Source organism: Acinetobacter sp., from assembly GCF_039596015.1.
Lineage (GTDB): Bacteria > Pseudomonadota > Gammaproteobacteria > Pseudomonadales > Moraxellaceae > Acinetobacter.
Map to the genome: position 1 here is coordinate 344852 of NZ_JBCNKN010000002.1, position 14127 is coordinate 358978.

The following is a 14127-nucleotide window of genomic DNA, read 5'->3' on the forward strand; positions in this document are numbered from 1 at the left end:
ATCATTCATGGATGTAAAACACAAAGTTGCTTTTATTGGAATGGGGTTAATGGGCAGTCGTATGGCAACACGCCTGTTAAATGCAGATTTTGAAGTTGCCGTCTGGAACAGAACCAGCACTGCGTGTGCACCTTTAGAAAAAATGGGCGCAAGTCTTTTAGACTTTACCAATATTTCGGATTATCCGATCATTTTATTTTGTCTGGCCGACGACACCGCCGTTCAGTCAGTTTTCAACCAGATAGAACCCTATTTGCAGTCTGGTCAAATTTTGGTTGATTTTTCTAGCCTATCGGTTGAAGCGACACAACAACTTGCACAAGCTGCCCAGAAAAAACACGCCATCTGGATTGACTCTCCTGTTTCAGGAGGTACAACTGGCGCTGAACAAGGCAGTCTGGTTATTTTTGCTGGTGGCGATGAACAGATCATTACATCTCTTGCTGCTGTCTATAAGCCTCTGGCTCAGCGAGTCACACGCATGGGGGACTCAGGCACAGGACAAGCCACTAAAATTTGTAACCAACTCATTGTTGCAGCAAGCAGTACCCTAATTGCTGAAGCGGTTGCACTTGCCGCACAAGCAGGCGTCAACACACAGCTTCTTGCACCAGCATTGGCGAACGGTTTTGCCGACTCAAAACCCTTTCAAATTTTAGCTCCACGCATGGCAGAACACAGCTTTGAACCTGTCCAATGGAAAGTCCAGACGCTCAGCAAAGATTTGACCAATGCCGTACATCTTGCACAGCACTATCAACTCGATATTCCTGTTGCACAAAAAGCATTACAACAACTCACAACACATCAACACGCAGGCTATGCACAACAAGACCTATCAACACTAATTGAACACGTTGAACATCCATCGACATTACCGCAGGAGAATAAAAATGATTAAACTTGCCGTCAATCTTTCCATGATTTTTACCGAAGTTCCTTTAATTGAACGCTTTGCCTTAGCCCGAAAACATGGCTTTGACCATGTCGAAATCCAGTTTCCCTATGAATTGACTGTAGAACAAATTAGAACGCAACTCGAACGATACAGCTTGAACCTTTGTCTGATTAACCTCCCTGCGGGAGATTTAATGCAAGGTGGTGCAGGTTTGGCTGGGGTTCCGGGCAAAGAACATGAGTTTTATCAGGCCTTACAACTTGGCTTACGCTATGCCACACTACTCCATGTACCTAATGTCAATATTTTGGCGGGCAAACAACCGCTTGATACCGACCTTCTCCCTTGCCTAAACACTCTGGCGAGCAATCTAAAACTAGCAGTACAGGCACTTGCGGATTATCACATTCAGCCTTTAATTGAGATGATTAATGGCACAGATATGCCTCGTTTCTTAATTCAGAATATTGCACAGGCACAAGATATTTTAGATGCGGTGCATCATCCTGCACTCAAACTCCAATTTGACTGCTATCACATGGCAATGATGGGTGAAGATATACTCGAAACTTTGCAAGAAAATATTACACAGATTGGACACATTCAATTTGCCGATTGTCCAGATCGACATGAACCGAATACAGGTTCAATTCATTACAAAAAAATCTTTAACTGGATCAAGCACTCAGACTATACAGGGATTACCTCTGCCGAATATAAGCCAAAAACCTCTTCGGAACTGAGTTTTGCATGGAAACAACAATTTTTTGATCATATTGAATAATCCTTACACAAGGAATTGAATTTTTTGCTTAAAAAGACTATATTAGATGATGAGTAATTGTCAGGAAAATTAACCTTATATGAATTTAGAACCATCGCCCAGCGCTTCTAATTCGCACGAACTCTCTATGAATAATACAGATAAGCACAATGTACAGGCTTGCTTAGATGTCGTTCATGAAGCCTTAACAGATGTAAAAGCAAAAGATATTCTTGAACTTGATGTAAGCCATATCAGCAATGTCGCAGATGCAATTATCATTGCAAGCGGCACATCAACTCGTCACGTCAAAGCCCTTGCAGATAACGTCGCTGATGAAGCACGTAAAGCAGGTTTCCGTCCTATCGGAATCGAAGGTGAACGTGATGCCGAGTGGATTCTCATTGACCTTGGTTATGTTGTTGTACACGTAATGCTGCCTACTGCCCGTAAGTTTTACGACCTAGAAAGCTTATGGCGCGCTACACCAGATATGTCTGTAGCATAAAAGCTTTTATACAGAACGATATCTGTATAAAACAGCTATAAGCTATAAAAAGAAGGAGGACTCAGTCATGATTCCTCCTTTTTTACGAATAACCAAATTAACTTTAGACTTATTCAATAAATACGAACACCAACAAATTAATATTTAAATTTCACATTAAAACGAATCATACGTGGATCCCCCCAGTTCACTAACTGTGCATTTGGAGTCGTTCCTGCAAGATAATCACGATCAAATAAGTTTTTAATACTTAAACCAGCTCCCCAATGTTTAGCCTCATACCCTGCATTTACATCAAATACAACATAGCCTGGCAAATCAACATATGCCGTTCCTCGCTGTGCAGTTCGATCCCCCTGATAACGAAGTCCTGCACCAACATTCCAACCTAGTTTATCTGAGTCAAAATAATATTGAGTGGACAACGTTCCTGCATTTTTAGGGACAAAATTTGTCCGTTTTCCGATATCATTGGCGGTAGTACTTGCAGTGGTTTTTGCTGTCGGAATATAACTATAGGTCGCTGACACATTCCATTGGTCTGTTAATGATGCTGTAAGTTCAGTTTCAAAGCCTTTAGTCTTTTGTTCACCTATCTGGACATAATAATCGCCGCTAATATCTGGCTCAGTGACGTTTTGACGAGTCAAATCATAATACGCCACATAACCTTGTAAACGCTGAGCTAACGCCTGAAACTTCATCCCTACTTCAGCTTGCTTACCTTTTTCAGGATTCAGTAATTCACCATTTTCACCTGAGTCTGTCACAGGCATAAAAGATGTTGAATAACTGACATAAGGTGCAAACATATCATTAATGTGATACATCACTGAGGCACTGCCCGTAAAGGCATTATCTGAATTTTGAGTACTCGTATTTTTTAGAACATTATCAATTCGTACTTGAGTCCAATCATGGCGACCAGATAAACCGACAATCCATTTATCATCAATCTTAATCGTGTTACGAAGATACAGCCCTGCGTATTGGCTATAAGTCAATTCTTTGGTTGGTGTGCCAATTGTTGTACTAGAAATAACATCACTTGGGTTATTTACATTAAACGCATTTATCGTATCATTACGGCGATAATAATTACTACGCTCATGCATCATATCCAAACCAATCATCACATCATCGGTGATATGTCCAAAATCGAGAGTGCGCTGTAAATTACTATCCAGTGCAAAATTTACGTCTTGCTTATCTTGATTATTAATTGCACGCTTAATTGTAGGTAGTGTTGCACCATTTTGTGCTAAAACAGGATTACCTTGTAAGTCAGTTTTGGTCACTGCAAAGTTTTGCTTAAATGTCCAATTGTTATCAAAATAATGTGCATAGTTTGCGCCTATGCGATAAACATTAACATCGTAACCATAACCAGGTACACCAAAGAAAAGGCTATGTGAATAATTTTTATAATTTCCGTTACTATATGGTATTCCTTGTTGGCGGATATATTCACGATGCTGATAGCTCGCAATGACTGACAAATCGTCTTTTTCACCGAGATCAAAATTATAAGATGGCGCAATGTAGTAATTTTTGAAATACACGTCATCTGTTGGATCATCTTGATCTGCGACTCGACCCACGACACGAAAAGCCCCTTTTGCCGTGTTATTGGACGCATAGTTAATATCGAACGTACCTTCTTTTAAGTTATAGCTGCCATAACTTAATGTTGCTCGATTAAAGCTTTCAGCTTGCGGACGTTTAGTGGTTAAATTGACAAGTCCACCTGGCAACGCCATACCAAATCCAACGGATGTCGGACCTTTAACCACATCAATAGATTCGATACCTGAAATATCTTCAGAGCGTAAAACATTGTCCGATGCTTGGATGCGTAAACCATCTATGTAGGTTTGATTACTCGACACTTGCCCACGAATAATAAAATCATCCCAACCACGGCGACCATACTGCCCTGATGTGACCCCAGCTACACCCTCTAACGCTTCTGAAACAGTTTTTGCTTGTTTTTGTTCGATTTGTTGATGTGTTACAACACTAATAGATTGTGCTGTTTCAAATAATGAGGCATCTGATCGAAGTACTGCCGTTGCCGTAGTTGCAGCATAAGGATCTTGCTGATGATTTTCTTTTGCCTGAACCTTGATCGTGGACAACGTGATATCATCTGCAAATACGGGCTGTATCAGCGCAGATAAAGCCAGAGCCAAACTGCTTTGCATATAAAAATGAGTCTTTTTCATAAAGGGCAACAACTGTTCAAACAGATAAAAACTATTGCAAATAGTAACTGTATTAATAATCTTTCTCAATAAAAATGTAACAATTTTTTAAGTGCAACTTATTAAATGTATGAGTATTTCTTAAACCTATAAATTTATTGGTTTTTTGTATACCCTTTAAAATAATGATTCGCAGATTATCTTTTAAAATTACCAATGGGGATCATTTTCGCAAGCATTCCCATCAGGTTGTCACTCCCTCGAAACGTCTATAGATATAGAAAAAGCCATCCTAAAATGACTTTTATTTCACTCTCATCACACTGTTGGCTAATGCCCACCGCCATTAATCGATTTGGTCATATCCTCAACAACTTTTTTCGCATCACCAAAAATCATCATGGTTTTTTCGCTATAAAATAAGTCATTATCTAAACCTGCATAGCCTGTTGCCATTGAACGCTTAATGACCATAATAGTTCGGGCTTTATGTGCTTCTAAAATCGGCATGCCGTAAATAGGTGAACTTGAGTCGTCTTTGGCTGCGGGGTTAACCACATCATTTGCACCAATCACCAGTACAACATCCGTTGCGGGAAAGTCTGAGTTGATTTCATCCATTTCCAAAATGTCTTCATAAGCCACATCTGCCTCGGCAAGCAGAACATTCATATGTCCCGGCATACGCCCTGCAACAGGATGAATCGCAAAGCGAACAGTGACACCCTGTTCTTTTAGAATTTCACAAAGTTCCTTCACCGCATTTTGTGCGCGCCCTTGTGCCATTCCATACCCCGGTACAATCACAACACTATCGGCATTGGACATCAGGAATCCTGCATCATCCGCTGAACCTGAACGGTAGTTACGTTGAACTTGCGCACCATCTGTTTTTGCACTTGATACAGCAGTACCCCCCATTGCACCGCCAAATAACACATTGATGATATTTCGGTTCATGGCATTACACATGATGTAAGACAAAATTGCACCCGATGAACCCACCAAGGAACCTGCAACAATCAACATGTTATTTTCAAGGGTAAATCCAATTCCTGCTGCTGCCCATCCTGAAAATGAGTTCAGAAGTGACACCACTACAGGCATATCTCCACCACCCACAGGCGCAATCCACACCCAACCAAAAGCAAGTGCCAATGCTGTCATTGCCCAAAATGCAGACATATTTTCCGTTAGGAAAAAGCTAACCCCACACGCCAACATGGCAATAAACAATACAAGTTGTACAGGTTTAACCCAAGCACCTTTAATGGTTTTCGCCCATTGTTTCGCAGCGAGTTTGCCATATGCAAACACCGAAGCCGTAAAAGTAATTGCACCGACAAAACATCCTACAAACAGCTCGAACAAATGAACTTTACTCATGTGAACATGCTGCACGTTTGCCGAAGTCAACGCTGCTTCATTTTGTGTAAACAATGCGCTGAGCTGGTTATTATGTAAAATCGCTGCAATCGCAATCAATACCGCAGACAGCCCCACCAAAGAGTGCATTAACGCAACCGTTTCTGGCATTTGTGTCATTGGAACGGTTCGCGCACGTACAATCCCAACAATTGCACCCAAAACCATTGCCGCAACAATCATCCACACCACAGGATGGTCTGCCACGAAAAAAGTGCTCAATACCGCAATCGCCATTGCAATCATGCCGTAGCGATTGCCCTGAATGGCAGTTTTAGGACTTGATAAACCACGCAGCGTTAAAATAAATAGGACTGAACCAATGAGGTAAAACCAGTCTGCATTTGCACGAACAAATTCCATTTAGCCACCCTCTTTATTTTTCTGCTTTGGTTTAAACATTTCCAGCATTCTGGCAGTCACAGCAAAACCACCAAAAATATTAATACTGGCAAGAAAAACAGCGACTGCACCCAACACACTGACAATATTCATGCTTTGAAATTGCACATTAGCCTCTATACCCAAAACAGGTAATCCCACCGTTTGAAGCATGGCACCTACAATGATGATAGATGAGAGCGCATTCGTCACAGCCATTAATGGCGTATGTAAGGCAGGTGTTACCCCCCAAACCACGTAATAACCCACAAAAATTGCTAACACAAAAATGGTAATGGTTTCGACCATGAGAAATTCTCCTTATCCACGCTTAAACAGCAATGTGCCACCATGTGTGATGAGCAATGCTTTTTGAATGTCATCATCCTGATTAATCACAGGCTGTTTGTTGTCATCAAACAATGTTTCTAGAAAATTAAAAACATTGCGGGCATACAGTGCTGAGGCTTCAGTTGCAATGGTGGATGGAATATTGGGGATACCTAAAATTTTGACTCCATTTGCAGTCATGACGATTTCACCGACTTGCGAACCTTCAACATTGCCGCCTGTTTCAACTGCCATATCTAAAATGACAGAACCCGCTTTCATTTTGACAACTGTTGCTGCATGAATCAGTCGTGGCGCATTACGCCCCGGAAGGAGTGCTGTGGTAATCACAATATCAGCATTGGCAACTGCTTTATCGACAATGGCAGCCTGATCTTTGATGTACTGTTCGCCCGGTGTCCAACCATAACCATTTTTTACAGCATCGGCAGCACGTTGTTGTTCTTCGGCAGACATCGGCACATCAAGCCATTTTCCACCTAAAGACTCAACTTGCTCCTTTGCAGTTGGGCGTAAATCAGTTGCTTCAACCACCGCACCCAATCGTTTTGCCGTTGCAATCGCCTGTAGTCCCGCAACCCCAACACCCATGATCACCACACGTGCAGGTTTGACTGTACCTGCGGCAGTCATCAACATTGGGAACATGCGTTGATATTCATTTGCTGCCAACAAAACTGACTTATAACCTGCCAGATTAGCTTGGGAGGACAACACATCCATGTTTTGCGCACGTGACAAGGTACGAGGCAACAACTCCAGTGCAAATGCAGAAATTCCCTGCTGTGCAAACTGCTCCAGTGCTGTGTTGCGGTATGGGTCAAACATTGCAATCACAATCGTCTGAGCTTTGATTTTGCGAATTTCTTCGCCTTGCGGTGCATGAACTTTTAAAATAATGTCACTTTGAAGATAAGCATCTTCCACTAACGCTGCCCCAACTTGCGTATAGGCATCATCAAGATAAGCTGCTTTTTGACCTGCACTATATTCAATGACAACTTTATGTCCTGCCCCGACCAGCTTTTTTACAGTTTCAGGTGTCGCTGCAACACGATGCTCGCCAACCACCTTTTCCACAGGAATTCCGATCTGCATGCGTATCCCCCACTCATGTTAATGTCAAAAAGCATTATTGAAATGCCTTTCCCTTTTGGTGCTAATTTAATCGATTCTAATAAATATTTTTTTTAATGCTATATATCATTTATTTAATAAATGATGATTTTGAAAAAACTTAGCACTTGGAATGGATCAAAATTTCATGGAATAATTCGGATTCTCATTTTTTCTTTTTGCAGAATTTCTGTACTCTCCTATGAAAATAGCCTTCACCAAAATCCAAATCGGCTCTTTCTTTGCACTCTGTTCTGCATTTTTATTTAGTTCAAAAGCCATTTTTATCAAACAAGCCTACGCCTTGTCAGATCAAGTCAATGCAACTGTACTTATGGCATTACGCATGGGCAGTGCACTGCCGTTTTTCCTGCTTATGGCTTGCTATTTTCGCAACCAAAAACAACACCAGATATCGACTCAAGACTGGGGGTTACTGGTTGTCGCAGGTTTAATGGGCTATTACTTTGCCAGTTGGCTAGATTTTTTAGGGTTAATGTACATTAGTGCTTCATTAGAAAGGATTATTTTGTTTCTTTACCCAACACTCACCGTTTTAGCCTCTAGCGTCATTTATAAACAAAAAATACGACTAAAGACCAGTGTCGCCATTTTGCTAAGTTATGGAGGAACGGTATTAGTGCTACTTCAGGAGCAAAATCATGCACCATTACAGAACAATTTTTGGTTGGGTGCGAGTTTAGTTTTTGCCAGTGCTATCGCTTTTGCTGCTTATTTACTTTTAACGCCTCGGCTGATTGCCAAATTTGGCGCTTCAAATTTTACAGGTTTGGCTTTAAGTGTTGCTTGTATTGGCACACTCATCCATTACTGGATTGCCACACCACAGGCATTCACCACAATTACAACCTTGCCAGCAACCGTCTGGCTATATGGCATTGGTTTAGGAATTTTTGTGACCGTTGTTCCCACTTTTTTACTCATGCAAAGTATTGCTCGCCTAGGTGCGGCTCAATCAGCCATGATTGCCGCAATTGGCCCGATTTTAACGATTTTATTGGCGGTTATCTTTTTAAATGAACATTTAAATATATGGCAATGGCTTGGTTGTTTACTCAATATTGCAGGCATTTTAATGATTAGTTTCAGTAAAAAAGCCTTAAAACATTAGCGCCATTTGTTTCACTCTACCGTCATATCATAGGTGAGGTTATTCAACTCACTGACATTCCTAACACGTTCTGTCCATTGATCTTTTGATAGATCCGCTTATGATAGAACAGCCAAAATTTCGATGATCATACCTTTTGAACCCGTTGACTATGAACCGTAAATTATTAACTGCCGAAGGCTATCAAAGATTACAAAATGAACTGAATGATCTGGTACGAAAGGAACGCCCTGAAATCACCAAAATTGTGTCTTGGGCAGCAAGTCTCGGTGATCGGTCTGAAAACGCAGATTACCACTATAATAAAAGAAAACTACGTGAAATTGACCGCAGAATTCGATACTTAACCAAACTTTTTGAAGTCGCTCAACGTGTCGATTACCACCCACAACAAGATGGAAAAGTGTATTTTGGTGCTTGGGTTGAACTTGAAAATGATGAAGGTGAAAAAGCGTCTTTTCGTATTGTCGGGGATGAAGAAATTTATGGTCAGCCGAATCATATTTCCCTACAAGCCCCTATCGCCAAAGCATGTTTAGGCAAAAGTGTAGATGATGAAGTTTTTGTTCAAACGCCAACGGGAAAAAAGGCTTGGTATATTTTAAATATTGAATATCAGAAATTAGACAAATTGCCTGTAGATGATTGAATCAGGCATTTAAAAAAAGAAAAAACCAGACTGATCGAAACCAAGTCTGGTTCGATACATCGGGTTTATCCGCGATAGTAACGCTGTGCTACAAATGGCATTTTGGTGACTTGTACTGGCACCAATTTACCACGTACTTTGGCAAAAAGTTCTGTTGCATCAGCAGCATAAGCTGTTTCAACATAGCCCATTGCAATCGGGCTTGCCAGACTTGGCGCAAAACCACCACTGGTCACATGTCCCACGACTTTCTCATCTTGAGTTAAGATTTCAGCCCCTTCACGCACAGGCATACGGTCAAGCACTTTAAAACCGACACGTTTTTTACTCACACCATTTGCCATGTGTTGCTGGATGATCTCTGCACCCAAATAACCTCCCGCACGTGAGCCACCTGCACGGCGATTTTTTGAAAGTGCCCATACCAGACTCGCTTCAACAGGCGTTGTGGTCTGATCCATATCATGTCCGTACAAACACAAGCCTGCTTCTAGACGTAACGAATCACGTGCGCCCAAACCAATCAGTTCAACCTCTGGTTCGACCAGTAACGCTTTTGCCAAAGACTCGACTGCTGTACTCGGAATCGAAATTTCATAACCATCTTCACCCGTATAGCCTGTCCGACTGACGATACATTCCACACCGCCCAACAATAGACGTTTAATTTGCATAAAATGTAGTTCAGCCACTTCGGGGTTAAAACGAGATAAGACTGTTACCGCTTCAGGGCCTTGCAATGCCAATAAAGCACGTTCTTCAAACTGCGGTAGGATGTTGCATTTTCCAGAAAGGTGCTGCTTTAAATGAGCCAAATCCTGATCTTTACATGCAGCATTCACCACCAGATAAAACTCATCCTCAGCCAAACGTGCAATCATCAAGTCATCTAAAATACCGCCCTGATCATTGGTAAACACCGCATAACGCTGCATTCCTACAGGCAAATCAATCACGTCAACAGGAACTAGCGTTTCAAGCGCCTGAGCGGCTTCTGCACCTGTTAGAAAAACTTGCCCCATGTGCGATACATCAAACAATCCTGCATGTTCACGGGTATGCAAATGTTCTTTTAGAACCCCTGCATATTGCACAGGCATGTTATAACCTGCAAATGGAACCAGTTTGGCGCCTTGCTCTACATGCAATGCAAGCAAAGGAACATTTTTCAATTCAGACATAATTAATCCTCATACTCGCTGATGCTTGGACATGCGCAAACCAAATTACGATCTCCATAGACGTTATCGACACGACCAACCGCGGGCCAATATTTATTTGCAACCAGTTCAGGTAGCGGATAAACCGCTTGTTCACGTGAATATGGATGTGTCCACTCCCCTGCAATTTCCTGTGCAATATGTGGTGCATTTTTTAACGGGTTATCGGTTGCATCGAGTTGTTGATCTGTCACTTGCTGAATTTCTTCGGCAATTTTAATCATGGCATCAATGAATCGATCCAACTCATATAAGCTTTCGCTTTCAGTCGGTTCAACCATCAATGTTCCCGCCACAGGGAACGACATAGTTGGTGCATGGAAACCAAAATCGATCAGACGTTTGGCAATGTCATCGACCGTAATACCACTCGTGTCTTTTAAGCCACGCACATCCAAAATACATTCATGTGCAACCAATCCATGACTTCCGCTATACAATACAGGGAATGCATGACCTAGACGTTTGGCAATATAGTTGGCATTTAAAATAGCCACAGCAGAAGCCTGACGTAAGCCACTGCCCCCCATCATGCGAATATACATCCACGTAATCGGTAAAATACTCGCACTACCAAACGGTGCGGCACTCACAGCTCCAACCTGACGATCTAGATGTTGCTGATGCCCAGGTACAAACGGTTTTAAATGTGCTTTTACCCCGATTGGGCCAACACCCGGCCCACCACCACCATGCGGGATACAGAATGTTTTATGAAGATTTAAGTGAGAAACATCACCACCAAATTGTCCCGGTGCACAGAGTCCCACCATCGCATTCATGTTTGCGCCATCGATATAAACCTGTCCGCCATGTGCATGCACAATGTCACAGATTTCGGTCACAGCATGTTCAAATACACCATGTGTTGATGGATACGTAATCATCAATGCTGCAAGATGTTCGCTGTGTTGTTCTGCTTTGGCTTTTAAGTCCTCTACATCGACGTTGCCGTTTTCATCACAACGAACCACAACGACATTCATGCCTGCCATGGTTGCAGTTGCAGGATTTGTCCCATGTGCCGATTGTGGAATAAGACAAATATTTCGATGCCCTTCTCCACGACTGATGTGATAACCTCGAATCGCCAGTAAGCCTGCATATTCACCTTGCGAACCCGCGTTAGGTTGCAATGAAATCGCATCATAACCTGTTGCAGCGCACAGCATTTGCTCAAGCTGGTGAATCATTTCCACATAGCCTTGTGCTTGTTCTAGCGGTGCAAATGGGTGCAATTGAGTAAATTCAGGCCATGTAATCGGCAGCATTTCACTTACTGCATTGAGTTTCATGGTACATGAACCCAATGGAATCATACTGCGATCTAACGCCAAATCTTTATCTGCCAATTGACGCAAATAACGCATCAATTCAGTTTCGCTGTGATATCGATTAAACACTGCATGTTGTAAAATTTGACTCTCACGACGTAAAGCCTCTGGCAATACACACTGATCCTGAGTTGCAAAAGTCTCAAAATCAGGCACATTTTGACCATTGGCAAATAATGCCCACAACGCCACAACATGTTCAGGCGTGGTGGTTTCATCTAAAGAAATTCCCACTTGCGTTGCATCAATCTCACGTAAGTTAATGCTTTGTTCACGTGCTTGTTGGAGCAATGCAGGCGCATTAATTCCACCAATCGTCAAAGTATCAAAATAAGCGGAATGAGCGACCTTCACACCTAATTTTTCTAACCCTTTCGCCAAAATCACAGTCAAGGCATGAACACGTTCTGCAATGGCTTTTAACCCTTGCGGGCCGTGATAGACCGCAAACATGCTGGCAATATTTGCCAATAACACCTGAGCTGTACAGATGTTACTGGTGGCTTTCTCACGACGGATATGTTGTTCACGCGTTTGCAAAGCCAGACGTAATGCAGGTTTACCCAAACGATCTACTGATAAGCCGACCAAACGTCCCGGCATATCACGTTTATAAGCATCTTTGGTTGCAAAATAAGCAGCATGTGGGCCACCAAAGCCCATTGGAACACCAAAGCGCTGCGCTGTACCAATTGCAACGTCTGCACCCCATTCACCTGGTGCTTTTAAAACAGTCAATGCCAACAGATCAGCAGAAACAGCCACCAACGCACCAACAGCGTGCACTTTTTCAACCAGTGCAGCATAATCGCTCACTTCACCTGTGGTCGCTGGGTATTGCAACAACACCCCAAAAAATTCAGCAAAGTCACTGATTTTTTGCTCATCGCCCACCACAACCTCAATACCTAATGGTGCGGCACGTGTTTGTAACACGTCTAATGTTTGTGGATGGCAATGAATCGAAGCAAAGAATTTGCCTGCTGTTTTATTTTTTGAGATACGTTTACAAAAAGTCATGGCCTCAGCACAAGCCGTTGCTTCATCTAGTAATGACGCATTGGAAACTGGCAGTGCAGTCAAGTCACAAATCAGGGTTTGGAAGTTAAACAAAGCCTCTAAACGACCTTGTGAAATTTCAGGTTGATATGGGGTATAAGCCGTATACCAAGCAGGGTTTTCCAAAAGATTCCGCAAAATCGGAGCAGGTGTATGGGTTGGATAATACCCCTGACCAATATGACTTCTAAAAATCTGATTTTTTTGAGCCAGCGCCTTCAGCTCAGCCAAAGCCTGCTCTTCGCTCACGCCATCGGTTGCATCTAAAACACTGGTATTTTTAATCGCATCTGGAATCACATCTGCCAACAACGCTTCAAGCGTGTCATATCCCAATGTTTTTAGCATTGTTGCTTGTTCTTGTGCATTTGGCCCAATGTGCCGATGCACGAAACTGTTGTTATTGTTAAAATTCATACTCATGATGCCCCCCTTAAGAACGAATAAATGCTTCATAAGCATCATGATCTAACAATGCCTCAAACGCTTGCATGTCATCGGCTTTCATGCGAAAGAACCAGCCCGCGCCTGTTGCATCTTCATTGACTGTTTCTGGCGCAGCTTCAAGTGACTCGTTCACTTCTAAAATTTCACCATTTAATGGCATATCAATATTGCTTGCTGCTTTTACCGACTCAATCACAGCGACTTCTTCACCCTGAGTATAGGCTTTGAGTTCAGGTAATTCGATATACACCACATCCCCTAAAGCATCTTGTGCATGTTCAGTAATTCCTACCGTAATGCTGCCATCGTCTTCTAAACGCAACCACTCATGCTCAGTTGTAAAACGAATTGTAGATGCCATTTCAAACTCCTTGATTTCCAGCTTAAATAATGATTTTTAAAACATTTACTCAAATCTCAGATCATCAAACACACGTGATGATCATCGATATTTTCAAAAGCCTGTTTTGGTTTTAAGCTGCGATTTCAAGATTGATATGCACAACAAACCCGTAAAGGCTTTTGAGAACCAATCATTGAGATGCAAATGGGAAAGTCACGAAGCGGTCAAAATGACACTTGAACTTTTTGATTGAGATATACGGCATATAACCACCCAACTCCATAAGTGAGTAAATAT

At 42.1% G+C, this 14127-nt stretch carries 12 protein-coding genes; 5 read left to right on the plus strand and 7 right to left on the minus strand.

What is annotated here, in order from left to right:
- Positions 1-7 precede the first annotated feature (7 nt).
- From ABDV70_RS03355 to rsfS, 3 genes are all read left to right on the plus strand, one after another.
- Complete coding sequence (locus tag ABDV70_RS03355) at positions 8-901, plus strand: NAD(P)-dependent oxidoreductase (protein ID WP_343595400.1); 894 nt, start codon at positions 8-10, stop codon at positions 899-901.
- Positions 894-1682 (plus strand): TIM barrel protein, encoded by a 789-nt coding sequence (locus tag ABDV70_RS03360; RefSeq protein ID WP_343595402.1) that lies wholly within the window; start codon positions 894-896, stop codon positions 1680-1682. Before ABDV70_RS03355 ends, ABDV70_RS03360 begins: the two co-directional genes overlap by 8 nt.
- A 79-nt stretch (positions 1683-1761) precedes the next feature.
- Positions 1762-2169: a ribosome silencing factor gene (gene rsfS / locus ABDV70_RS03365; RefSeq protein WP_343595403.1), complete on the plus strand. Its 408-nt coding sequence runs from the start codon at positions 1762-1764 to the stop codon at positions 2167-2169.
- Positions 2170-2306: 137 nt separating this feature from the next.
- On the opposite strand, the gene ABDV70_RS03370 is transcribed toward rsfS, so the two are convergent.
- From ABDV70_RS03370 to ABDV70_RS03385, 4 genes are all read right to left on the minus strand, one after another.
- Positions 2307-4394 (minus strand): TonB-dependent siderophore receptor, encoded by a 2088-nt coding sequence (locus ABDV70_RS03370; protein ID WP_343595404.1) that lies wholly within the window; start codon positions 4392-4394, stop codon positions 2307-2309.
- A 309-nt stretch (positions 4395-4703) separates the two neighbouring features.
- Positions 4704-6161, minus strand: coding sequence for an NAD(P)(+) transhydrogenase (Re/Si-specific) subunit beta (locus ABDV70_RS03375; RefSeq protein ID WP_343595405.1), 1458 nt, complete (start codon positions 6159-6161; stop codon positions 4704-4706).
- Complete coding sequence (locus tag ABDV70_RS03380; RefSeq protein ID WP_343595406.1) at positions 6162-6488, minus strand: proton-translocating transhydrogenase family protein; 327 nt, start codon at positions 6486-6488, stop codon at positions 6162-6164.
- 12 nt (positions 6489-6500) lie between these two features.
- On the minus strand, positions 6501-7628 hold the full coding sequence (locus tag ABDV70_RS03385; protein ID WP_343595407.1) for a Re/Si-specific NAD(P)(+) transhydrogenase subunit alpha: 1128 nt from the start codon (positions 7626-7628) through the stop codon (positions 6501-6503).
- 220 nt (positions 7629-7848) lie between these two features.
- Here ABDV70_RS03385 and ABDV70_RS03390 point away from each other — a divergent pair, with 220 nt between their 5' ends.
- Together ABDV70_RS03390 and greB are read left to right on the plus strand one after the other, a co-directional pair.
- Positions 7849-8778 (plus strand): DMT family transporter, encoded by a 930-nt coding sequence (locus ABDV70_RS03390; protein WP_343595408.1) that lies wholly within the window; start codon positions 7849-7851, stop codon positions 8776-8778.
- A gap of 151 nt (positions 8779-8929) precedes the next feature.
- Entirely contained in the window at positions 8930-9427 is a 498-nt protein-coding gene (greB, locus tag ABDV70_RS03395) for a transcription elongation factor GreB (RefSeq protein ID WP_343595409.1), read from the plus strand.
- A 65-nt stretch (positions 9428-9492) separates the two neighbouring features.
- On the opposite strand, the gene gcvT is transcribed toward greB, so the two are convergent.
- The 3 genes from gcvT to gcvH are packed head-to-tail and all read right to left on the minus strand — an operon-like array spanning position 9493 to position 13848.
- Complete coding sequence (gene gcvT, locus ABDV70_RS03400; protein ID WP_343595410.1) at positions 9493-10608, minus strand: glycine cleavage system aminomethyltransferase GcvT; 1116 nt, start codon at positions 10606-10608, stop codon at positions 9493-9495.
- A 2-nt stretch (positions 10609-10610) separates the two neighbouring features.
- Entirely contained in the window at positions 10611-13457 is a 2847-nt protein-coding gene (gene gcvP, locus ABDV70_RS03405) for an aminomethyl-transferring glycine dehydrogenase (RefSeq protein ID WP_343595491.1), read from the minus strand.
- A gap of 16 nt (positions 13458-13473) precedes the next feature.
- Complete coding sequence (gene gcvH / locus ABDV70_RS03410) at positions 13474-13848, minus strand: glycine cleavage system protein GcvH (RefSeq protein WP_343595411.1); 375 nt, start codon at positions 13846-13848, stop codon at positions 13474-13476.
- Between the last annotated feature and the right edge of the window lie 279 nt (positions 13849-14127).

What these genes read in the sequence shown, in the direction of transcription:
- ABDV70_RS03390 (WP_343595408.1), top strand. Translation starts at nt 7,849, where the DNA reads ATGAAAATAGCCTTCACCAAAATCCAAATCGGCTCTTTCTTTGCACTC.
- ABDV70_RS03380 (WP_343595406.1), bottom strand. Translation starts at nt 6,488, where the DNA reads ATGGTCGAAACCATTACCATTTTTGTGTTAGCAATTTTTGTGGGTTAT.
- gcvT (WP_343595410.1), bottom strand. Translation starts at nt 10,608, where the DNA reads ATGTCTGAATTGAAAAATGTTCCTTTGCTTGCATTGCATGTAGAGCAA.
- ABDV70_RS03370 (WP_343595404.1), bottom strand. Translation starts at nt 4,394, where the DNA reads ATGAAAAAGACTCATTTTTATATGCAAAGCAGTTTGGCTCTGGCTTTA.
- gcvH (WP_343595411.1), bottom strand. Translation starts at nt 13,848, where the DNA reads ATGGCATCTACAATTCGTTTTACAACTGAGCATGAGTGGTTGCGTTTA.
- ABDV70_RS03375 (WP_343595405.1), bottom strand. Translation starts at nt 6,161, where the DNA reads ATGGAATTTGTTCGTGCAAATGCAGACTGGTTTTACCTCATTGGTTCA.
- greB (WP_343595409.1), top strand. Translation starts at nt 8,930, where the DNA reads ATGAACCGTAAATTATTAACTGCCGAAGGCTATCAAAGATTACAAAAT.
- ABDV70_RS03385 (WP_343595407.1), bottom strand. Translation starts at nt 7,628, where the DNA reads ATGCAGATCGGAATTCCTGTGGAAAAGGTGGTTGGCGAGCATCGTGTT.
- rsfS (WP_343595403.1), top strand. Translation starts at nt 1,762, where the DNA reads ATGAATTTAGAACCATCGCCCAGCGCTTCTAATTCGCACGAACTCTCT.
- ABDV70_RS03355 (WP_343595400.1), top strand. Translation starts at nt 8, where the DNA reads ATGGATGTAAAACACAAAGTTGCTTTTATTGGAATGGGGTTAATGGGC.
- ABDV70_RS03360 (WP_343595402.1), top strand. Translation starts at nt 894, where the DNA reads ATGATTAAACTTGCCGTCAATCTTTCCATGATTTTTACCGAAGTTCCT.
- gcvP (WP_343595491.1), bottom strand. Translation starts at nt 13,457, where the DNA reads ATGAATTTTAACAATAACAACAGTTTCGTGCATCGGCACATTGGGCCA.